Here is a 20001-nt window from a genome sequence, read left to right as displayed (position 1 = left end):
GTCAGTGATGTAAAAGCGCAGGTAATCTTCTTCCCGCGGGTTGGGATAGCATTCGCTAAAACGCTGCCCATCCGAGTTGATCTGCACGATAGTGTCCCAGACGGGCCTGCCATCCGGTCCTCGCACGAAGGCTTCTGTCCCCTCCAGAACACGCGCCAGGTTTTCGATGCGCTCCATATAGCGCGCGAGCCACATCATGTTCTCGGCATAGCGCGAGAGCAGCGTGTTGAGGTCGGGGAGCATCCCGTGCAGCGGGGGCGAAAAACGTGTCATGCGGACATCACCCATGTATCCTTGGATCCGCCGCCTTGTGACGAGTTGACAACCAGAGAGCCCTTGCGCAGCGCCACACGGGACAGGCCGCCCGGCAGAACCCATGTCGAGGCCCCTGTGACGGCGAAAGGCCTCAGATCTACGTGACGGGCTTCTACCCCGGCAGGACAAAGCGTAGGCACAACGGAAAGGTCGATGACAGGCTGGCTGATGTAATTGGCCGGGTTCTCGATCAGTTTCTCACGAAAAGCCTCGAGTTCGTCCGCGCTGGCATGGGGGCCGATGATCAGGCCGTATCCACCTGAATCGCCCACCGGCTTTACAACCAGATTGCCCAGATTATCCAGCGTATGGGCCAGTCCTTCTGGCTCGGCGCAGATATGCGTCTCGACACTGTCCAGAATGGGATCCTCACCCAGGTAATATCGGATGATGCGCGGCATGTAGGCATAGACAGCCTTGTCATCCGCAACACCCGTGCCCAACGCATTGGCCAGTGTCACATTGCCCCGGCAATAGGCATCCACCAGCCCAGGGACGCCGAGAAGGCTTTCGGGATTGAAGGCGAGAGGATCGAGAAAGGCATCGTCGATTCGTCGATAGATCGAGTGAACCGGTCGCAATCCTGCGACGGTGCGCATATAAACGTGATGATTTTCAACGACCAGATCGCGCCCCTCGACAAGAGGAACGCCCATCTCACGGGCAAGAAATACATGCTCGAAGTACGCGGAATTATAGATGCCCGGTGAGAGAAGAACCACCTGGGGATCGACAATACCCGCAGGGGCGACGTCGCACAGGGCACGATGCAGGCGCACACCGTAATCGTCCACGGAGCGCAGGGCGATGCCCGAGGCCAGATCAGGCATGAGCCGTAGCATCATGTGTCTGTTCTCGATCACATAGGACACGCCTGACGGGGTGCGGGCATTATCCTCGAGCACCAGAAACCGACCGGAGCGATCCCGTATCAGGTCAGTGCCGTTGATATGCACATAGACACCGCCAGGAACGTCGACACCGATCATTGCTTCGCAATAATTGGCGTTCTTGAGCACGAGATCCGACGGAATGATCCCGTCATCAAGGATGCGACGGTCGTGATAGATGTCCCACAGAAAAAGGTTGATCGCCTTGACGCGCTGCTGCACGCCACGTTCGACGAAAGCCCATTCCTCGGCAGTCAGCAGGCGGGGGATCATGTCGAAAGGCAGGATGCGATCGATCGCCTGTCGCTCGGTATAGACCGTGAAGGTAATCCCAAGCCGCCAGAGTTGACTCTCTGCATCGGCGGTGCGATCGCGCAGGTCCTTGAGAGAGAGATGGGACAGTCTTTCCTGCACCTCCCGTAATGCCTCTGGCAATTCATCGCCCCGATTCATCAGTTCACAGTAAAACTGTGGCCTGTCATAGGTTGAAAAAATACCGGCTTCCTGAATTGGCGAGGCGTCAGACGCCATATTTTCTCACCTTCTGGTTCGGAATGACGTGATGTATCCTGGTCCGAAACGTTACGGATTATTATTAAACTACCAAACTCCGGAGCTTGCCAAGATATAAAACGGCGGGGCAGAAATCATCGTGAGGCCCGAAGGACTCACAAGACCAGTCGTGCAAAAACCGCGTTCGGGCGATATGGTTGCCATGCCGTCGTGTGCTGACCTGCACGAGGGCTGGGCCCCATGATCCTGATCCTGATCGGGTGAGGGGGGCTTGTCGTCATGGGTTTGCTCTTGCCGAGCACAAGGAGTTGGGAAGTCCACGTCATGAGATCGTGCCTCGGGGGGCAGGGACGGCCATGAGCAGGCCGATCCTGCTCAATCACCGCACAACCTATCGTTATGACCGTATGGTCTCGCTCGGCCCCCAGACGATTCGTCTGCGGCCACCCTTGCGTATGCGCAACGCGATCACGACCTACGCCCTCTCGATCGGTCCCAGTCACGCCGGGCTGACCTGGGGGCAGGACAGTCATGACAATCTCGTGTCTCAGGTGATCTTTTCGGAGCGCATGTCCGAATTCGTGGTCGATGTCAGCATGATCGTCGACCTGGCGCCTTATGACCCGTTGCCTGCCTTGTCACCCGGAGGGGGCGCAGCAGAACCCCTCGACCCGACCTATCGGCGCCCCGTGGTCGAGGCGAATGTGCTTACCGCTTTCCTCCAGGCGGATGACCCCTCTCCCGTGGGGACGCATCTTGCACGTCTGACCACGCTCGCGCGCCGTATCGCGACCAGACTGCACTATATGCGGCGCATGGAGCCCGGCGTCTGGGCACCGGGTGAAACCCTGGCGCGTGAGGCCGGATCCTGTCGCGACAGCGCCTGGCTCCTCATCGCTCTGGCGCGCCATCTGGGGTACGCTGCGCGTTTCGTGTCGGGCTATCTCGTCGAGCCTTCGGCCTTGCAGGTGGATCCTGATCGACTGACCTGCGATCTGCATGCCTGGGCCGAGATCTGGGTTCCGGATCAGGGCTGGGTTGGGTTCGACACGACATCAGGGTTGATCACCGCGCAAAATCACATACCGCTCGCGGCCTCGGATACGCCGGATGCCGCAGCACCTGTCTCGGGATTGCTCGACCGGTGCGATGCCGAATTCGATGTTCTGATGCAGGCGCATTATCTTCACAGGGAACCAAAACCCTGACGACGGGTTCCGGCTGGTATCGCCACCGGGATGATCGATCCGTGAAACTCTTTTCCTGTGAATGCTGCGCCCAGCCCCTGTTCTTCGAGAACACGCGCTGCGAGTCTTGCCACCACGCTGTGGGCTATCTGCACAAGGTTGCCGATCTGACGGCGCTCAATCCGGGCCAGGAGCCCGATTTGTGGCTCCCCATGGAGCCGGGCTTCGAGAGCGTGCCGCATCGCTATTGCGCCAATCATGCCCATGATGCCTGTAACTGGCTTCTCAGCCCGGAGGAATCGGCGCGTGGACCGCTCTGCTACGCGTGTCAGTTCAATCGCACGATCCCTGATCTGGCTGACCCCAGGAATCTGGAACGCTGGCGCAAGATTGAAATCGCCAAGCACAGGCTCTTCCACGCCCTGATCAGACTCAGACTACCCATCGTAAGCCGTCTGCAGGACCCGGAAAACGGGCTTGCTTTTGATTTTCTTGAAGACGCGCCAGACGGGTCAGCCCCGGTCATGACGGGGCATAGCGATGGTCTGATCACTCTGGCCATACGCGAGGCGGATGATGCGCAGCGTGAGCGCCTGCGGGTCGAGATGGGCGAATATTACCGAACGCTTCTTGGCCATTTCCGTCATGAAATCGGACATTATTACTGGAATCTTCTGATACGGGATGGCGGCAGGATCGAGCGATGCCGCGCGGTGTTCGGTGATGATCGCCAGGATTATCAGGAGGCACTCAAGGCGCATTATGCGGGACCGCCGCCCGAGGACTGGCAGGCGCATCACGTAAGCGTCTATGCGGCGTCTCACCCTTGGGAGGATTTCGCCGAAACCTGGGCGCATTACCTCCATATTGTCTCCACGCTCGAAACGGCTTGGCTTTATGGGATCGTCATTGCCCCGCTGACACCAACCGCGCCAGAGTTCTCGGCTCCAGCCATAGGGGGGGATCCGTATCTGACGCTTGGTTTCGACGAGATCATGAATGCGTGGCTGCCGCTCAGCATGGCGGTTAACAGCCTTAATCGCTCGATGGGGCTACAGGATTTCTATCCCTTTGTACTGACCAGCAGCATCAGGGAAAAGCTGGGCTTCATTCATGACGTGATTCGCGAGACTCAGGCGGCGAACGCCCCTTGAGGGGCGTGCTGCTCAGGTGTTCAGGAGATCGGCCAGCGGCGCGAGATAGGCGTCAAGCGCCACGCGCAGGGGCATGAGATAGGCATTGTCCCCACGCGCGCGAATTTCCGTCAGGATCGCACGGGCAAAAGCAATGTTTGCGTCAAGGCTGGGCTCGAAGTCCCCGGGGAAGACCACGTGGTTCACGCGTTCCCAATAGCCACGTGCCTTGGGACCAATCACCGGAGAAAGTCCCCAGAACACCACATCATTTTCGAGCCATGAGGCGCTAAGCTCGAAAAAGCGCTTGTCGAAGAGTGGCTGAGTAAAGAACCCGGCCGCACCTGCGTCGCGCTTTTGCTTGATATCGTCCAGCTCCTGCCAAGGCGCCCGTCGATAGGGATCAAAGGCCGCGTAGACCTTGAGATGCGGAGCCTCGCGCTGATAGCGGGCGATGATCTGAGCCGAGCTGTTGGGCCAACTCGGATGGCTGTCATTGGGAGGGGGGTCGCCCGCAATGACCAGAATTTCTCGGATGCCCTCCTGCTCGGCGCAGGGCAGGGGGGCAGTCGGGGCGATGTCCGTGGCGCGTATGTGCGGGATCGCGGCAAAGCCTTGGCGATGCGCCAGAGCTGCCCCATCCCATGAGCGCAGGGGCAGGCGCAGAAGATCGGGCAGATTGATGGTGGTCACACCGGGGACGAGGTTTTTCACCTGGTCCAGATCGGCATTGAGGCTTTGTGCGTCGCGGGGAATCAGTTCGATCGCGACGCGGCTCGAGGGTCGTGTCATCGGGGCTGCGCGTCCAGGGCAATCCGAGCGGCCTGAAGCGTGTTGTGCAGCAGGCAGGCAATGGTCATGGGGCCGACACCGCCCGGTACAGGGGTGATATGGCCGGCAATGGGAGCTGCTTCATCGAAGGCGACATCCCCGACGAGACGGGTCTTGCCATCTGCCGTCGCGATGCGTGTGATCCCGACATCGATGACCGTGGCCCCAGGCTTGATCCAGTCGCCGCGTACAAGGCCGTTCTTGCCGGTTGCGACCACGAGAATATCGCCTTCACGCGCGAGACTGCGCGCGTCTTTCGTATCGATATGCCCGACCGACACCGTGCAGCCTTCGCGCAGAAGGAGTTGGGCCATGGGTTTGCCCACCAGATTGGACGCACCGATGATGACGGCATGCAGGCCGCGCAGCGCGGGCAGGGTTTCCTGAAGCAGCATGAGGCACCCGAGCGGTGTGCAGGGAACGAGCCCGTCAATGCCAAGGCTCAGGCGCCCGGCATTTACCTCACCCAACCCATCCACATCCTTGTGTGGGGCGATGGCGTTGGTGACGACAATCGGGTCGAGCTGGGGAGGGAGAGGGAGCTGCACGAGAATGCCATGGATCTGCGGATCGGCATTCAGCCGGGCGATCAGCTCGATCAGTTCGTCCTGTTCCGTCGTCTCGGGCAACATGTGCATGAAAGACCGCATGCCCGCGCGATGGGTCTGGATGGCCTTGTTCTTGACATAGACTTCGCTGGCTGGGTCATTACCCACCAGAACCACGGCCAGTCCCGGAATCTTGCCCGTCCGTTCACGCAGCGTCTCGGCCTCGGCCTTGACGCGGTCCGTCAGGCGGCGGGCGATAGCCTTGCCGTCGATGAGCTTTCCTGTCAGCGCTGGATCGTGTTTCATGAGGGTGATTCCTGTTGCAGGGGGCCAATGCCGGTTACGACCTGCTGACGGGCCTGTAAACGAAGTGAGGAACGGACGTGACCGAGGCAATACGCAAGAACTTCGCCAGTGACAATATTGCGCCAGCCTGCCCGGCGGTGATGGAGGCTCTGGAGCGGATCAATCACGGATCGGCAGCTGCTTATGGAGAAGATGATGGGACCGCGCAGCTGAGGGCTCTGGCGGGCGACGTGTTCGAACGCGATGTCTGGGTATTTCCGGTAGCCACGGGCACGGCAGCAAACAGCCTGGCCCTGTCGACCGCGACCGATCCCTTCGGGGCCGTGATCTGCGATCAGAGTGCCCATATCGCCAATGACGAGGGGGGCGCGCCCGAATTCTTCATGCATGGCGCCAAGCTCCTGCCGATACCCTCCGCCGATGGGCGCATGGTGCCATCTGATCTTGACCGCGCCCTGCGCGCGAATATCGGCCATGGTGTGCATACGAGTCCTGCTCAGACCCTGTCTTTGACCCAGAGCACGGAGTGGGGAACGGTCTATACGCTCGATCATCTCAGGGCTCTGACCGATCGCGCGCGTGAGGCGGGGCTCGCCACCCATCTCGACGGAGCGCGTCTAGGCAATGCCGTGGCCGCGCTGGGCTGCCGTCCTGCCGATGTCAGCTGGCGAGCAGGGTTCGATATGATCAGTTTCGGAGGCACCAAGAATGGGGCCATGGCGGCAGAGGCCGTGATGATTTTCCGCGAGGATCTGGCAAAGAATTTCCTGCGCCGCGTCAAGCGCAGCGGTCATCTCTGGTCCAAGCAGCGCTATCTCAGCGCCCAGCTTCATGCCCTGCTCACAGATGATCTGTGGCTGCGCAATGCGGGGCACGCCAACACGATGGCGCAGAGACTGGCCCATGGGCTGCAACGCCATCCCGCAGCCTCACTTCCCTTCGATGTGCAGGGGAACGAGGTCTTTGTCGTCCTTCCAGAGCGCAGCGTTGCAGACCTGGAAGCGCAGGGTTTCGGCTTTTATCGCTGGTCGACGCCGCCCGGAATTGACGGCGTGCTTATCCGTCTCGTGACCTGCTGGGCCACGGAAACCGCCGATGTGGATGGCTTTCTCGCAGCGCTCTGAATACGTCCAGCTGGGCTGTCAGGCAGGAGAAGAAACAGAAAAAGGCGCGGACCCATCGGGACCGCGCCTTTTTTGGTCGGAAAACCGGCTGCCCTGTGAGGCGCAGACGATTCAGAAGCCGATCATGGCATCGCCACCGAAGGTGAAGACGCCGCTGTTGCGTCCATCATTGAAGGGGGTGGTGCCATTGAGCGAGCGGTCGAAGCGGATCTCGGGACGGAGCGCGAACACGCGTACGCCATGACCGAGGTCGGGCTTGTAGGTCACGCCGAGGGTAAGCGCACCATAGGTCGTGGCCGGAGCGGATTCGGCAGGCGCATAGCCGCCCTTGAAGGCGTTCATATAGGCCTGGTTGTTCAGGAAGCTCACGACGAACAGACCCGTGCTGTCGCGATAGAGTTCGCCACGATAGTTGAAGGTCAGGCTGGGCGTGATCTTGTAACCTGCAAAGGTGACCACGCTCCAGGTCTCCGCGTGGAGACCGTTGTCATGCAGGAAATTGAACTCACCCGTCAGGCTCAGCTTGTCTGTCGGGGTGTAATAGGCGGCGATATCGTTCCAGAAGCGCTGCGCCGTGTTGGCGATCGGCCCCAGTGCGCCCACGCCGTTTTCCGGGCCGACGCGTGACAATTCGACGATGTTCAGCTTGCCGTCTGCGAGGCCGTTCACGTTGAAGCCGAAATATCCGGCTGCGGCATTGTTGTTGTCATTACCGCCGAAGGTGGTCTGGTTGCCGGTATCGATGCCGAAGTTGAAATCGAACATCTTGGTGATGTGCCAGTGGAACATGGCGCCAAGATGCTCGAAGGGTACGGAATACTGGGAAGTATAGGCCAAGGTGTAGAAGGGGCGCGCCGTCGGGTCGAGAACCTCGACGCCCATGGGGGCCTGCAGGATGCCGACCTGCATGTCGATCCCGCCAGGGGTCAGAAGCGGCGCATGGACATCCACATGGGCCTGCGCCGGGATCAGCTGGTAGCGATCGCCGATAGCCCGGTTGGACACGCCAAGCAGGTGATAATAGCGCGCATCGGAGCCATAGAGCCCCTGAATGGTAAAGCCGACCTGATAGGTGGATTTGGTCGGATCGATCGGCTTGGTCAGTGTCAGGCTGAGCTGGTTGAGCTGGGCCTGGTTGGCGTGATCCCCAAGGAAGTTGCCAAAATTGATGCCATTATCGGGACGCGCAGGATTGGCGGTGATGCCCCCCTCGATCAGCCCGGTCAGGACGATATCCTTCAGCCACGGGCTCTCTGCCGATTTGAAGACAGCAATCTGGGCATGGGCAGTTTCCTGCATGGCAGTCGTGGCCAGAAGCGTGAGCGCTCCGGCCGCAACGGTTTTGCGGAAATGGCGCGAAACTTGGCGAAGCAGGTTCATAACCCATCCCTATAGTAAGCTCCCGGGGGACTAATCGGCCCTTCATGGGAGTATCGTCGATCCAACAAGATCGTTTTATTTTGGAATGATAATTGTATCAACAAGGCAACAGAATTTGTTCTTAACTGTGGTTTTCAGATGACAGTGCTGTAACATGAGGGGATGACAGCCGTCAGGGTCCCGATCTCTTCCAGTATCGGGAGGAAAACGCGGTGCAAGACACGATTTTCTCGCGCAAATCCGGGGCCTCGTGATGATAGCCAGGCTTTGCTCTCGATATCATGACAAAATGTGACATCGTTATTTGGTCGGAATGATGATGGCGCGGTCCTGACTCTCGGGCCTGCATCGGCGTGCCTTGCAAGCGCAGACCTCCTCATCCGATCCTCGATACGGGCCTCCCGACCCTATCCTGTCCGGGAAATGTGATTGGCGTGCTGATCATTTCGTATCATGCTGGTCCGGACCCCAAGGGGCCGACCTTGCCCATATGGAGCGACGCGCATGACCACACGCCATATCCTGTGCTTCGGCGATTCTCTCACCTGGGGCTGGATGCCTGTCCCTTCAGGAACGCCCAGCACACGCTATGCTGGACCGGAATCATGGCCCGTGCTCTGGGGGACGGCTTCAGGGTGATCGAGGAGGGGCTGAGCGCGCGAACGACGAGCATTGCAGATCCCAATGACCCGCGTCTCGACGGATCGGCTTATCTGCCGGCCGCTCTGGCCAGCCATATGCCGCTCGATCTGGTGATCATCATGCTGGGGACGAATGACACCAAGGCCGTGTATCGTCGAACCCCCCATGAAATTGCCCGGGGCATGGCCGCATTGGCGATGCAGGTTGCCAGAAGCGCAGGCGGCGTGGGGACGGCCTATCCGGCACCGGCGCTTCTGATTGTCGCGCCGCCCGCGCTCAAACCGATCCCGGGAGCCTGGCTCGCAGCTGAATTTGCCGGGGCACAGCCGAAATCCGAGGCGTTGGCCGCATCTTAGCAGGCTCTTGCTCAGGCGGGAGGTGTGAATTTTCTCGATGCGGGGGCTCATATCACCACAGAGGGAAGCGACGGTGTGCATTTCACGCCTGAGAATAACCGTGTTCTGGGCGGGGTCATGGCGCAGAAAGTGCTGGAGATTCTGGCTTGAAGTCGATCCGCCTGGATCTCCTTGGTAACATAATCACGAAAGGGTGATATTTAGGCCACACCCTCTCGGTAGAACATAACCGAGTTGTTAACTTAAATTGCGAATGACTCGCAGTATCGGTATGGCTCTGCCGTTTTCTCACGGCAGGACATTCTTATGCGCGCGGATTTCACCCGGACGGGTCTGGCGATGTGTGTTTCCCTCATGGCGCTTATGGCGGGGAGCGCCCAGGCGCAGGACCAACAGCAGAAAGACGCGGGGCACCCCAAACAAGGCCGGCAGGCTTCGGGGCGTGCTGCCTCCGAACTCCCGGCCCGCGCGGCTGCGGCCAGCAAAACCGAGCATCTGACGGTACGCGGTCAGAAGGGGGCGACGATCGCTTCCTCGGCAACCAAATCCTCGACACCGCTTATCGAGACCGCCCAGTCCGTCACGGTTGTCACGCGAAACGAGATGGATATTCGGGGCGTGCTGACGCTCAACCAGGCCATACGCTATGCGGCGGGAATCACGCCTGACCTGCGCGGCGGTGTGGGAACACGCTATGACCTGTTTCAGCTGCGCGGATTCACCATTCCTGAATTTCTGGATGGGCTGCGCCTGCAGGACAGCCCGACAGGATATGCCATCGCCCAGGTCGATACGTCGCGCCTCGAGCGACTGGAGATCCTGAAGGGACCGGCCTCGGCGCTGTATGGCCAATCCAGCCCCGGCGGTCTGGTTGCGCTTTCCAGCAAGCTGCCCACGGATCGCGCCTCTTACGGGTCTGTCAATGCCACGGGAGGCATGTTCGACCTCTATCGCGTCGATGCCGATATGGGAGGCTATGCCACGAAGGATGGTCAGATCCGCTATCGTCTTTATGGCACGATCAACGGTCAGCACACGCAACTCGTGCGTACCGGGAGTCGACGTTTCTCGATCAGCCCTTCCGTGGCTTTCGGGGGCAATGGACCCGATACCCTGACCCTTCTGGGTAATTATCAGTATGATCCCGAGGCAGGCACCTATGGCGGTGTGCCGCTTGAAGGATCGCTCAAGCCTGCGCCATTTGGTGGCTATCTGCCTCGCAATTTCTACGATGGCGATGCACGCTTCGAGAAATTCAACCGCAAGCACGGTGCGTTTACCTACATTTATAACCACCGGTTCAACGAGGACTGGAATTTCTCGACGCGCGGTCGTTATGACGACATCAAGACCCAATATCGCAGCGTCTATAATGCCGGTTACTGGGACACGGACAGCCTTCTGCCACGTTATGGCTTTGGCACGACCGAGCACACGCGCAATCTGGCCTTTGACAGCAATATTCATGGCAAGCTGCGTACAGGACCGCTCACCCATCTGCTCATGGCGGGTTTTGATTATCAGCAGCAATGGGCCAATGAGACGGCCGGACAGAGCGCGGCACCCGATCTGGATGTCTTCGCTCCCAATTATGACATGGGGATCAACCCGCTCGAGACCTATGCGCGCTACAAGGTGAATTCGCATCAGATCGGCGTGTACGGACAGGACGAGATCCATTGGCGCGGTCTGGTGCTGACCGGCAGCATTCGTAATGACTGGTTCCGCTCACGCCAGATCGAGTATTATTCGGCCTCGAACTCGAAGCAGAGCCCGGGCCAGATCACCTGGCGCGCAGCGGGGCTCTACCACTTCAAATTCGGACTGGCGCCCTATATCAGCTATTCGACCTCGTTCCAGCCTCAGACGGGCATCGTCTCCAATGACGGGGGCAAGACCCAGGCCCAGGCAAATCCCTCCATTGGCAAACAGCTCGAGGGCGGTCTGAAATACCAGCTTCCCGGGACACCGGTGCTGCTTACGGCGGCGGGATTTCATATCGAACAGACCAACGTGCTCGTTTCGGTGCCTAACACGATCTATAACGTGCAGAATGGTCTTGTGCATTCCGACGGATTCGAGTTCGAGGCGCATATCGATAACTGGCATAACCTGACGGTCGATGCCGCAGTCAGTGTGCAGCGCGTCCATGATGATTCGACCGGCAAGCCGCTGATCCAGTCTGGTCGAGGCAATGCCTCGCTCTTCGGGTTTTATACGCTGCCCAAGGGGCCGCTCAAATCGCTCGGTTTCGGCGCGGGAATGCGATACTCCGCCTCGGCCTATGGCGGTGAGGCCAGCTATGGCAGCGCAAATGTGCCTCAATACGCGCTGTTCGATGCGACACTGCGCTACGATCTGGGCGAGGTTTCGCATGCCCTCAAGGGTTGGACGCTCGGCGCTAATGTCCGCAATATTTTCGACAAGAACTACGTGACCAACTGTCTGGCCTACGCCTCCTACGGTCAGGCCTTCTGTTATTACGGCGAGCGCCGTAATGCCCAGGCAACGATCGGTTTCGCCTGGTAAGATCCTGTGTCGGGATACTCACTATTCCGGCAGGCATGAAAAACCCCCGGGGCGCAGGAGCGCCTCGGGGGTTTTTTGTCATGTATGCGTGTCACGCCTTCAGGGAAGACGCGACAGCCGCTCTGTCAGGACTTGATAAAACCCGTCTGAATCGACGTCGCGCATATAGAGTGCATTGGCGGGCCTGCCGGTCACGCTCCAGTAATCGACAACGGTCTGGCCTGCCGAGAGCGGGCTTTGTGTCTCGATCTCGACATTGACGAGGCGACCCTGGAACAGATCGGGGCGCAGCAGCCACATGATGGTGCAGGGGTCATGCAGGGGCGCACCGGGCCAGCCATATTTCTCGAGGTCGAAACGCTCGGAAAAGCCAAGCATACCGCCCACGCAGCGACCGGCAGCGTTGCCGATGGCGCGTATGCGCCCGAGCCGTGAGGGGGTGGTCAGCACCTGATGCGTGACATCGAGCGGCAGCAGAACCACCGGTACCCCCGAGGCGAGCACGATGGCGGCGGCCTCAGGATCGACATAGGCGTTGAATTCGGCATTGGGGGTGATGTTTCCCCCCTCGAAACAGGCCCCGAGCATGGACACGACGCGATTGATGCGTGGCGCGATATCGGGGGCCTTTTGCAGAGCTGTGGCCAGATTGGTCATCGGGCCCAGCGTTACGATGGTCAGGCTGCCCTCGGGCTCGTGTCGTAGCGTTTCGATCAGGAAATCGACCGCATGGGGAGAGTCGGCTTGTTTGGTCGGCGCAGGCAGGTCCGCACCGTCCAGTCCGCTCTCGCCATGCACATGCTCGGCGCGCACAGGCGGGCGGACCATAGGCAGGTCGCATCCGCTATGCAGCGGGATATCGGCACGTCCAGCCAGTTCCAGAATGGCGGCGGCATTGCGCGTGGTATTGGCGATGCCGCTATTGCCGCCCACAGTGAGGATCGCCTCGACCGTGATATCCTCTGGCGAGGCCAGCGCCAGCAGAATGGCAACGGCGTCGTCCTGTCCGGGGTCGGTATCGATGATGATCCGTGTGGGCGTCATGGAACGGTTCCCTGTCAGAGATTACGCCTTGCCCGCTTCTCCGGCGTCATCCCCTTCAGGGCCCTTGATCCAGGCTTCGACCTTGCCGGATACCTTGATGGTCATGGGGTTGCCCTTGCGGTCGAGTGTCTTGCCGACGGCCAGACGTACCCAGCCTTCGCTGATGCAGTATTCCTGCACATTCGTGCGCTCTTCACCGTTGAAGCGGATGCCGATGCCTTTTTCCAGCAGGGCCTCGTCATAGAACGGGCTGCCCGGTGTGGCGCTCAGACGGTCTGGCATGGTGTCGCTCATGGGATTTCCTCCGGTTTGGCGCGTGTTCCAGTTCTTGTCATGGGACATAGCCCGAGTTCCGGCTCGCGCAAAGCGCCGGAACGCAAAACGGGCGCAGGGTGTACCCACCCTCGCGCCCGTTTGGGGCAGTTTTGCGGCCGGAGGACATTATCTCCTGAGCCCATATGCCCTGGGGTGTTAGCCCAGCGTGGGCATTACGAAATCCGCTCCCTGACGGATTCCTGTCGGCCAACGCGAGGTGACGGCCTTGTATTTGGTGAAGAAGCGCACGCCTTCGGCCCCATGCATATGATGATCGCCAAACAGAGAGGCTTTCCAGCCGCCGAAGGAGTGGAACGCCATGGGTACCGGAATTGGCACGTTCACGCCGACCATGCCGGCCTGCACCCGATGGGTGAAGGCGCGTGCGCTGTCGCCATCGCGTGTGAAGATGGCGGTGCCATTGCCGAATTCATGCTCATTGACCAGCTTGAGCGCTGTTTCGAAATCGGGCACGCGCACCACCGCAAGAACGGGGCCGAAGATTTCCTCGCGATAGAGGCGCATCTCGGGTGTCACATGATCGAACAGCGACCCGCCAAGGAAGAACCCGTCCGGGTTTTGTGCCGATTTGAAATCGCGCCCATCGACCAGAAGCCTGGCGCCTTCCTCTGCGCCGAGCGTGACATAAGAGGCCACTTTGTCGCGATGGATCTTGGTGACAAGCGGTCCCATTTCGGTCGCGTCATCCGTGCCATTGCCGATTTTGAGCGCCTGCACTTTGGGGATCAGCTTCTCGATGAGCGCATCAGCTACCGGACCGACAGCCACCGCCACTGAAATGGCCATGCAACGCTCGCCGGCCGAACCATAGGCGGCCCCCATGAGCGCATCGACGGTCTTGTCGAGATCGCAATCGGGCATGATCACCGCATGGTTCTTGGCGCCGCCAAGTGCCTGCACGCGCTTGCCATGAGCTACACCGGTCTCGTGGATATAGCGGGCAATGGGGGTGGAGCCCACGAAGCTGATGGCCTGCACATCCGGGTGCTTGAGCAGCGCGTCCACGACCAGCTTGTCGCCATGCACAACCTGGAACACGCCATCGGGCAGGCCGGCCTGCTTCAGCAGATCGGCGAGAACGAGCGAGGCCGAAGGGTCGCGCTCGGAGGGCTTGAGGATGAAGCAGTTGCCACAGGCCAGAGCCATCGGCGCCATCCAGAGCGGCACCATGACCGGGAAGTTGAACGGCGTGATACCTGCGACCACGCCCAGAGGCTGGCGCATCGACCAGGCATCGATGCCGCGTCCGACCTGCTCGGTAAATTCGCCCTTGAGCAGCTCGGGCGCTCCCGTGGCGAATTCCACGACTTCCATGCCACGCGTGACTTCGCCCAGCGCATCGGACAGGACTTTGCCATGCTCCGAGGTTATGACGGCAGCCAGATCACGTGCATGCTTCTCGATCAGGTCACGAAAACGGAAAAGGACGCGCGCACGGGCGAGCGGCGTGGTCTGGGACCAGCCAGGGAAAGCAGCCTTTGCAGCGGCAACCGCATCATCGACGTCCTTCGTATCGCCAAGGGCGAGCTGGGCCGTCACTTTGCCTGTGGCAGGGTTGAACACATCGCCGCGCTTGCTGCCATGGCCTTCGGTACGTGACCCGTTGATGTAATGCTGAATCAGACTGCTCATGAACGTCTTCCTCTCTCTCGCGGCTTTGCGGTGTATCCTCCTGGACCACCGCGCTTCTTCCGCCCTATAGCATCTAGTTGCGCGCGCCGATTTCAACTCTCGCGACTGGCCTGTGCCATACTCTGTCCGGAAATTAATATTCTCTTTTTCTGGTCGGAAAAGAAAAAAAATTCCATTTTGTGTTATGCCGGGTCACGTTCCGGTGAGTGCAGGGCGATGACGTTCCTAGCCGCACCGATAGCGACGCCGGAGCCGGGCGGCAATTCCTGCTGCGCCCAAGCTCTGGGAGCCGATGCCCTATCCTGCTTAACGAAGCAGGCGTCTCTGTGCGCTGTGCCTGTTCGGCATTGCAAGCGTGCCGAGTGTGTGTGGCAATCGTGGCCCTGCGCAGGGAGAGTGTGCCTGCCTGGCCATGAAACTGCCCAACTCTTGGGTCAAGCATCCCTTTCCTTCTCTGAACCGGCATGACAAAACCAGCGTTTGCCGTATCCGGGCAGCCCGGCTCGACGCCTGCCCTGGGCTCGATCCGGGACCGACGTCGCCGGAACGCTCTCTTTCGGCACCCTGCGGGTTTCTCTCCTTCCTTTCCTCCGAGATCAAAGAGGTCTGATGCGTTCTGTTCTTGCCATGATGGCCGTTTCCGCCCTGACCCTCACCGCCTGTGCGATGGACGCCGATGAGGATGCCGAATCGCGATACGCTCCCGTCGCGGCCGGTCAGGCCATCACGCTCGAACAGAAGAATGCACCCATTCCGGGGGCCGCGTACCGCATGGCTTATCGCAGCACGGATGCCCATAACCCCACCCATCTGGTTGCGGTCTCCGCCGAGGTCATGGTTCCGCGTGGCACGCCGCCTGCCGGTGGGTGGCCTGTCATGGCCTGGGCGCATGGTACCAGCGGTATTGGCCTGACCTGTGCTCCCTCGATCATGGGAATCGGCGGCCCTCAGGCGAGCTTTTACGGAAGCTGGCTGCGTCGAGGCTACGCTGTTGTCGCTACGGATTATCCGGGGCTGGGCGAGCCAGGCGCGGCGCTTTATCTCAATGCGAAATCCGAAGGTATGGCCGTGCTCGATTCGGTTCGCGCCGCGCGTCGTCGCTTCCCGGCGTTGAGCGGTCATGTGGTTCTGCTCGGACATGATCAGGGTGCACAGGCCGTCCTCGCAGCCTCCGCAATCGCCAGTTCTTACGCGCCAAGCCTTCAGGTCAAAGGCACGATTGCGCTCGGGGCGCCCTATTTCGATGGTGATTCGGGCCATATCCTGACGCAATCTCATGGCGCACGCCGGTTCGCACCCGGTGTCGTTTACGGATTGCTGCTCGGGGCATCGTTGGGCGCGGCAGATGCCTCCTTCGACCCATCAAGTGCCTTCAAGCCACGGGCGCTGCCGCTTTACCACAAGGCCAGCGAACTCTGTCGCGGTGATTTTTTCGGCGCGGTCGAACATGCGGGCCTGACCCCGGAGAATACGTTCCAGCCCGACGCGGAAAATGCTCTTGCTCCTGCATTGCAATGGGCGCGCTACCCGTCGCTCAAGCTGGCCTCTCCCGTCATGCTGGGTATTGCCACGAGCGACACACAGGTTCCCCCTGCCCAGCAGGAGAAGCTGAAGCAGGCCCTATGCTCTGCGGGAACCCGTGTGAGCGTGCATCACTATCGTGTGGAGCACTCCCCGCTGCTGAACGCAGCAGAGAGCGAAGCGCAGGCTTTTGCCGATCGCAGTCTTCAGGGAGATGCAATTTCGTCCGATTGTCAGTGAGAAGAACGGTTTCCAGGGCCTTTCCCCGAACTCTTCGAAGGGCAATCGCCCTTTGGAAACTGTCTCACCAGTAATGCGCTGCGCTCAATAGAGGTCGCGTGATAACGACGTGGCGGCGAGCTGCATCGCGCCGAGGAGAAGGCACAGGGTGGAACTCCCTATCCAGAAGGTGGAGCTCCTGCCCAGTCCGGCGATATAGAGAGTTTCCATATGAGCGCCATTGAGGCGCAGCAAGGTCAGCAGAAACACGCCGATGGCGCCGCGTCCCAGAAGCAGCGCCGTGACCGTAAAGAGGGTAAGGCGCAGCGCCGGCAAAGGTGGTCGCGGGAGCAAGCGTGCCCCTGCGAACGCACAATAAGCGCCGAGAAGCAGCACGAGACCGATCGCGCCAAGGATCGCTGCCGGGCGCCAGATCTCCTTGCAACGCCCTTCGTGCCATAACGGGGCCAGCGCCCATGATCCCATAGGCGGACGGACCGAGACAGAGTGTGATGGCATGCGCGATTGCCGCTATCGCGAGAAGAAATCCAGAAGAAATTAGCAGGATGCGAGAAAATCCGGATTTTATGTCTTGGTGCATTCTGGCTGATATAAGGATATTCTATGTAATGGCAAAACAAAGATTCCTCAAGATCGCATGGTATTCAGGATTTCTATGATATCTATAATGCCTGCAGGTGATTCCAGACATATCGCACGCTGGTTGTGAGCAATTGTTCCCGCGAGTTTCCGCTTGGGCCCCATCGCGGATCTCCCTCAGGCACAAAGAGATGGGATAGCCGAACTGTTCCTCCTCCGCCTCAGAGATCGTTGTCTTGTGGTCATCGCCTCTGCCAATGCGACATTTGTGTAAAGCTTGCTTTCCATGTCTTGATGAGTAATATGTAAAGCGTGCTTTACGTGGAGGACCTCATGTTCAGGCCAAGCCGTTATGTCGTCGAACTGGGCGCCGCCATAGCGCTTTACATGCTTCTGCTTTTCATTGCGAATTTGATACTTTTTACGGCCCATCCTACCGGGCTTTGTCTGGTCGCGCTCAGCATGATGCCGATGATCGGCGCCTTAGCCATGGCGTGGGCCATATTGCGGGGGCTTCATCGCATGGATGAACTGCAGAGGCGCATTCAGTTCGATGCGATCGCAGTTTCATTTCTGGGGACGGCGCTCATTACCTTCGGATGGGGGTTTGGCGAGGTCGCCGGTCTCCCGCCGTTGCGCGCCTTCGCTGTTTGGCCGATCATGGGCGGGTTGTGGTTTGTCAGCGTTTTCTTTGCCAGCCGAAAATACCGGTGAAAAACCGTATGCGCGATCTGCGTCTGGCTCAGGGCCTTAGCCAGAATGCGCTGGCCGAGGCGCTTGGCGTCTCGCGCCAGACCATCAATGCGATCGAAAATGAGCGCTACGACCCGAGCCTGCCGCTGGCATTCGCTATTGCGAAAATCTTCGGCCTGAGCATTGAGGCGATCTTTATCCCCTGACCTGCAAGGGGATGAAAGGGGCAAGCCCCTTTCCGGGGGATGGGGCAGCGCCCCATGAACCCTTACTCTACGAAAACACTCGCCGGATAACCCTGAGCAAAGAGATGCGCGCGCAGGGTCGAATGATTGACCTGCATGTCGATCATCTGGCGCACTTTCGGCTTGCCCTTATAGGCGATGCCCAGACCGGCCACGGCGAGCATGGGCAGGTCGTTGGTGCCGTCGCCCGTGGTGAGGGCCGCCGAGGCCTTGACGCCACGTTCTTCGAGCAGACGGTTGAGATGTTCTTCCTTGCTGTCAGGGCCCAGAACCGGGGCGGCCAGTTTGCCCGTGAACACCCCGTCCACAATATCGAATTCATTGCCGTGATGCTCGTCGAAGCCACAGGCCTCAGCAACGCGGCTGGTAAAATAGGTGAAGCCGCCTGAGACGAGCGCCGTGCGGGCGTTATGGGCGTGCATGGTCTGGACGAGAGCGCGCGCGCCCGGGTTCAGGGTCGATTTCTGCCAGACTTCCTCGAGACAGGCGGTGGATCTGCCTTCCAGCAGGGCCACGCGTGTGCGCAGGGATTCCTCGAAATCCATTTTGCCATTCATTGTATCGAGCGTAAGACGGGCGACATCCTCACCCACACCTAGGAGGGCTGCGACCTCATCGAGGGTTTCGCCGTTCAGGATGGTGCTGTCCATATCGGCCACCAGCACGGCCTTGCGACGGCCGCGTGTCTTGACCAGCAGGGTATCCACCTTATGACGGGCCAGTGTTGCGCGTATGGTAGCGATGGTTGGCGCGCCCGGCGCCGGAGTGGGGCAGGGGATTTCGACCGCCTCGCCGGGTGAAAGTACAACAGGGTTCTTGCCCTTGACCATGTTCCGCGCAATGTCGATGGCATCTTTGGACAGGGTGCCCTGTGCAGGGTCGGCAACGAGAACGAGAACGTAAGGTAAGGTCATCTTGGCCCATCAGGTAGAAACGCTTGGGACAGCAAGACAGAATGGCTGACGCTCCGATTGCCCTGGCCCCGATCGCCCTTATTGTGGCGGGACCGACCTGTTCCGGCAAGTCGGCGCTCGCGCTGGGGCTGGCCGAGCGCTTTCGTGGCACGGTGATCAATGCCGATTCCATGCAGGTCTATGCCGATCTGCATGTGCTGACAGCGCGCCCCGATGCGCAGGACGAGGCACGTGCGCCGCATCGTCTCTATGGCGTGCTCGACGCTGCACAGCCGGGCAGCGTGGCCTGGTGGCGCGAGGTTGCATTGCAGGAAATGGAAGCTGCGCGCGCCCAGGGACGACTGCCAATCCTGTGCGGTGGCACAGGTATGTATCTGCGTGCGCTGCTGGACGGACTGGTCGAGGTGCCCGATCCTGGCGACGCCGCGCGCGATTGGGCGCGCGCGCTCGTGGAGGACAAGGGCAGCGAGGCCGCTCACGCGCTTCTGATGCGCGATGACCCGGAGACGGCGCGTACGTTGAAACCCGGTGACGGGCAGCGCGTCGCACGTGCTCTCGAAGTGCTGCGTGGGACGGATCATGGGCTGCTGTACTGGCGTAGCCGGCCCGGGCTGCCGTCAGCGCCGTTTCGCTTTGTCTCCGTCAGGCTCCATCCGCCACGCGAGGCGTTGCGTGCGGCGATCGCAGAGCGGTTCTCGCGCATGATGGCGCTCGGAGCGATGGAAGAGGTCAAACGTCTTGTGGCGCGGGACCTTTCACCCTCTTTGCCTGCCATGCGCGCCCATGGCGTTCCCGAACTGAGCGCCGTTCTTGCCGGGACTTTGCCTGAGGCAGAAGCGATACGCCGTGCAGTCATTGCCACGGGGCAGTACACACGACGCCAGGCGACGTGGTTCAATCACCATGCGCTGGGCGCAGAGCAGGATTGCATGATTTCCTTGCAAAGATATGAGGAGGGTACGCAATTTTCGGAAAGAGAATTCGAAAATATCGCAACTTTCATTCAATCGGCCATTGACGAATCCTCATCACCGTCATAAACC

The 20001-nt window shown here is 60.1% G+C and carries 21 protein-coding genes; 11 read left to right on the top strand and 10 right to left on the bottom strand.

Going from position 1 to position 20001, the window contains the following annotated elements:
- Together C0V97_RS05830 and C0V97_RS05825 are read right to left on the bottom strand one after the other, a co-directional pair.
- The coding region (locus C0V97_RS05830) for an alpha-E domain-containing protein (protein ID WP_233581995.1) at positions 1–273 on the bottom strand (273 nt) is incomplete at its 3' end.
- Positions 270–1736, bottom strand: a complete 1467-nt coding sequence (locus C0V97_RS05825) for a circularly permuted type 2 ATP-grasp protein (RefSeq protein ID WP_127101639.1) — start codon at positions 1734–1736, stop codon at positions 270–272. The genes C0V97_RS05830 and C0V97_RS05825, both read right to left, overlap by 4 nt.
- 338 nt (positions 1737–2074) lie before the next feature.
- Here C0V97_RS05825 and C0V97_RS05820 point away from each other — a divergent pair, with 338 nt between their 5' ends.
- Both C0V97_RS05820 and C0V97_RS05815 read left to right on the top strand, forming a co-directional pair.
- Positions 2075–2926 carry a transglutaminase family protein gene (locus tag C0V97_RS05820; RefSeq protein WP_127101637.1) on the top strand — a complete coding sequence of 284 codons (852 nt, stop codon included), beginning with the start codon at positions 2075–2077 and terminating at the stop codon, positions 2924–2926.
- A gap of 41 nt (positions 2927–2967) precedes the next feature.
- Positions 2968–4059 (top strand): putative zinc-binding metallopeptidase, encoded by a 1092-nt coding sequence (locus C0V97_RS05815; RefSeq protein WP_127101635.1) that lies wholly within the window; start codon positions 2968–2970, stop codon positions 4057–4059.
- 12 nt (positions 4060–4071) lie between these two features.
- Here C0V97_RS05815 and C0V97_RS05810 read toward each other — a convergent pair whose 3' ends face one another.
- Positions 4072–4830: a methylenetetrahydrofolate reductase gene (locus C0V97_RS05810; protein ID WP_127101633.1), complete on the bottom strand. Its 759-nt coding sequence runs from the start codon at positions 4828–4830 to the stop codon at positions 4072–4074.
- Positions 4827–5723, bottom strand: a complete 897-nt coding sequence (folD, locus tag C0V97_RS05805; protein ID WP_127101631.1) for a bifunctional methylenetetrahydrofolate dehydrogenase/methenyltetrahydrofolate cyclohydrolase FolD — start codon at positions 5721–5723, stop codon at positions 4827–4829. Before folD ends, C0V97_RS05810 begins: the two co-directional genes overlap by 4 nt.
- Before the next feature lie 77 nt (positions 5724–5800).
- On the opposite strand from folD, the gene C0V97_RS05800 reads away from it, so the two are divergent.
- Positions 5801–6847, top strand: coding sequence for a low specificity L-threonine aldolase (locus C0V97_RS05800; protein ID WP_127101629.1), 1047 nt, complete (start codon positions 5801–5803; stop codon positions 6845–6847).
- A 111-nt stretch (positions 6848–6958) separates the two neighbouring features.
- Here C0V97_RS05800 and C0V97_RS05795 read toward each other — a convergent pair whose 3' ends face one another.
- A complete protein-coding gene (locus C0V97_RS05795; RefSeq protein WP_233581996.1) occupies positions 6959–8146 on the bottom strand; it encodes an outer membrane beta-barrel protein in 1188 nt (395 codons plus the stop codon).
- Between the two features lie 585 nt (positions 8147–8731).
- Here C0V97_RS05795 and C0V97_RS18785 point away from each other — a divergent pair.
- The 4 genes from C0V97_RS18785 (at position 8732) to C0V97_RS05785 (ending at position 11754) form a co-directional block, all read left to right on the top strand.
- On the top strand, positions 8732–8866 hold the full coding sequence (locus C0V97_RS18785) for a hypothetical protein (RefSeq protein ID WP_255424163.1): 135 nt from the start codon (positions 8732–8734) through the stop codon (positions 8864–8866).
- A complete protein-coding gene (locus C0V97_RS18540) occupies positions 8833–9225 on the top strand; it encodes a hypothetical protein (protein WP_199751657.1) in 393 nt (130 codons plus the stop codon). Before C0V97_RS18785 ends, C0V97_RS18540 begins: the two co-directional genes overlap by 34 nt.
- Before the next feature lie 24 nt (positions 9226–9249).
- Positions 9250–9375 (top strand): hypothetical protein, encoded by a 126-nt coding sequence (locus tag C0V97_RS18780; protein ID WP_255424162.1) that lies wholly within the window; start codon positions 9250–9252, stop codon positions 9373–9375.
- Positions 9376–9531: 156 nt separating this feature from the next.
- Positions 9532–11754, top strand: a complete 2223-nt coding sequence (locus C0V97_RS05785) for a TonB-dependent siderophore receptor (protein WP_127101625.1) — start codon at positions 9532–9534, stop codon at positions 11752–11754.
- 99 nt (positions 11755–11853) lie between these two features.
- Here the strand turns inward: C0V97_RS05785 and C0V97_RS05780 are convergent, their stop codons facing one another.
- The 3 genes from C0V97_RS05780 to C0V97_RS05770 form a co-directional block, all read right to left on the bottom strand.
- Positions 11854–12798, bottom strand: coding sequence for a nucleoside hydrolase (locus C0V97_RS05780; protein WP_127101623.1), 945 nt, complete (start codon positions 12796–12798; stop codon positions 11854–11856).
- A gap of 21 nt (positions 12799–12819) precedes the next feature.
- The gene (locus C0V97_RS05775; RefSeq protein ID WP_127101621.1) at positions 12820–13092 is read right to left on the bottom strand and encodes a DUF3297 family protein; all 273 of its coding nucleotides are present in this window, start codon (positions 13090–13092) and stop codon (positions 12820–12822) included.
- A gap of 177 nt (positions 13093–13269) precedes the next feature.
- Complete coding sequence (locus C0V97_RS05770; protein WP_127101619.1) at positions 13270–14766, bottom strand: CoA-acylating methylmalonate-semialdehyde dehydrogenase; 1497 nt, start codon at positions 14764–14766, stop codon at positions 13270–13272.
- 609 nt (positions 14767–15375) lie between these two features.
- Between C0V97_RS05770 and C0V97_RS05765 the strand changes: the two genes are divergently transcribed.
- The gene (locus tag C0V97_RS05765; RefSeq protein ID WP_127101617.1) at positions 15376–16527 is read left to right on the top strand and encodes an alpha/beta fold hydrolase; all 1152 of its coding nucleotides are present in this window, start codon (positions 15376–15378) and stop codon (positions 16525–16527) included.
- Between the two features lie 84 nt (positions 16528–16611).
- Here C0V97_RS05765 and C0V97_RS05760 read toward each other — a convergent pair whose 3' ends face one another.
- The gene (locus tag C0V97_RS05760) at positions 16612–17025 is read right to left on the bottom strand and encodes a hypothetical protein (protein WP_127101615.1); all 414 of its coding nucleotides are present in this window, start codon (positions 17023–17025) and stop codon (positions 16612–16614) included.
- Positions 17026–17439: 414 nt separating this feature from the next.
- On the opposite strand from C0V97_RS05760, the gene C0V97_RS05755 reads away from it, so the two are divergent.
- Positions 17440–17820: a hypothetical protein gene (locus C0V97_RS05755; RefSeq protein ID WP_127101613.1), complete on the top strand. Its 381-nt coding sequence runs from the start codon at positions 17440–17442 to the stop codon at positions 17818–17820.
- Positions 17817–18005: a helix-turn-helix transcriptional regulator gene (locus C0V97_RS18635; protein ID WP_127101611.1), complete on the top strand. Its 189-nt coding sequence runs from the start codon at positions 17817–17819 to the stop codon at positions 18003–18005. Before C0V97_RS05755 ends, C0V97_RS18635 begins: the two co-directional genes overlap by 4 nt.
- Positions 18006–18067: 62 nt before the next feature.
- Here C0V97_RS18635 and serB read toward each other — a convergent pair whose 3' ends face one another.
- Positions 18068–18958, bottom strand: a complete 891-nt coding sequence (gene serB / locus C0V97_RS05745; protein ID WP_127101609.1) for a phosphoserine phosphatase SerB — start codon at positions 18956–18958, stop codon at positions 18068–18070.
- A 41-nt stretch (positions 18959–18999) separates the two neighbouring features.
- Between serB and miaA the strand changes: the two genes are divergently transcribed.
- On the top strand, positions 19000–19998 hold the full coding sequence (gene miaA / locus C0V97_RS05740; protein ID WP_127101607.1) for a tRNA (adenosine(37)-N6)-dimethylallyltransferase MiaA: 999 nt from the start codon (positions 19000–19002) through the stop codon (positions 19996–19998).
- Positions 19999–20001 lie beyond the last annotated feature (3 nt).

It is taken from the genome of Asaia sp. W19 (assembly GCF_003994335.1).
Taxonomy (GTDB): domain Bacteria; phylum Pseudomonadota; class Alphaproteobacteria; order Acetobacterales; family Acetobacteraceae; genus Asaia.
Note: the sequence above shows the minus strand (reverse complement) of the source record. Positions and strands in the feature narration are given on the sequence as shown.

Excerpts from the sequence above, each read along its gene's own strand:
- C0V97_RS05825 (WP_127101639.1), bottom strand. The coding sequence starts at position 1,736 with ATGGCGTCTGACGCCTCGCCAATTCAGGAAGCCGGTATTTTTTCAACC.
- C0V97_RS05820 (WP_127101637.1), top strand. The coding sequence starts at position 2,075 with ATGAGCAGGCCGATCCTGCTCAATCACCGCACAACCTATCGTTATGAC.
- C0V97_RS05810 (WP_127101633.1), bottom strand. The coding sequence starts at position 4,830 with ATGACACGACCCTCGAGCCGCGTCGCGATCGAACTGATTCCCCGCGAC.
- folD (WP_127101631.1), bottom strand. The coding sequence starts at position 5,723 with ATGAAACACGATCCAGCGCTGACAGGAAAGCTCATCGACGGCAAGGCT.
- C0V97_RS05795 (WP_233581996.1), bottom strand. The coding sequence starts at position 8,146 with ATGCAGGAAACTGCCCATGCCCAGATTGCTGTCTTCAAATCGGCAGAG.
- C0V97_RS18785 (WP_255424163.1), top strand. The coding sequence starts at position 8,732 with ATGACCACACGCCATATCCTGTGCTTCGGCGATTCTCTCACCTGGGGC.
- C0V97_RS18540 (WP_199751657.1), top strand. The coding sequence starts at position 8,833 with ATGGCCCGTGCTCTGGGGGACGGCTTCAGGGTGATCGAGGAGGGGCTG.
- C0V97_RS05785 (WP_127101625.1), top strand. The coding sequence starts at position 9,532 with ATGCGCGCGGATTTCACCCGGACGGGTCTGGCGATGTGTGTTTCCCTC.
- C0V97_RS05780 (WP_127101623.1), bottom strand. The coding sequence starts at position 12,798 with ATGACGCCCACACGGATCATCATCGATACCGACCCCGGACAGGACGAC.
- C0V97_RS05775 (WP_127101621.1), bottom strand. The coding sequence starts at position 13,092 with ATGAGCGACACCATGCCAGACCGTCTGAGCGCCACACCGGGCAGCCCG.
- C0V97_RS05770 (WP_127101619.1), bottom strand. The coding sequence starts at position 14,766 with ATGAGCAGTCTGATTCAGCATTACATCAACGGGTCACGTACCGAAGGC.
- C0V97_RS05765 (WP_127101617.1), top strand. The coding sequence starts at position 15,376 with ATGCGTTCTGTTCTTGCCATGATGGCCGTTTCCGCCCTGACCCTCACC.
- C0V97_RS05760 (WP_127101615.1), bottom strand. The coding sequence starts at position 17,025 with ATGCCATCACACTCTGTCTCGGTCCGTCCGCCTATGGGATCATGGGCG.
- C0V97_RS05755 (WP_127101613.1), top strand. The coding sequence starts at position 17,440 with ATGTTCAGGCCAAGCCGTTATGTCGTCGAACTGGGCGCCGCCATAGCG.
- serB (WP_127101609.1), bottom strand. The coding sequence starts at position 18,958 with ATGACCTTACCTTACGTTCTCGTTCTCGTTGCCGACCCTGCACAGGGC.
- miaA (WP_127101607.1), top strand. The coding sequence starts at position 19,000 with ATGGCTGACGCTCCGATTGCCCTGGCCCCGATCGCCCTTATTGTGGCG.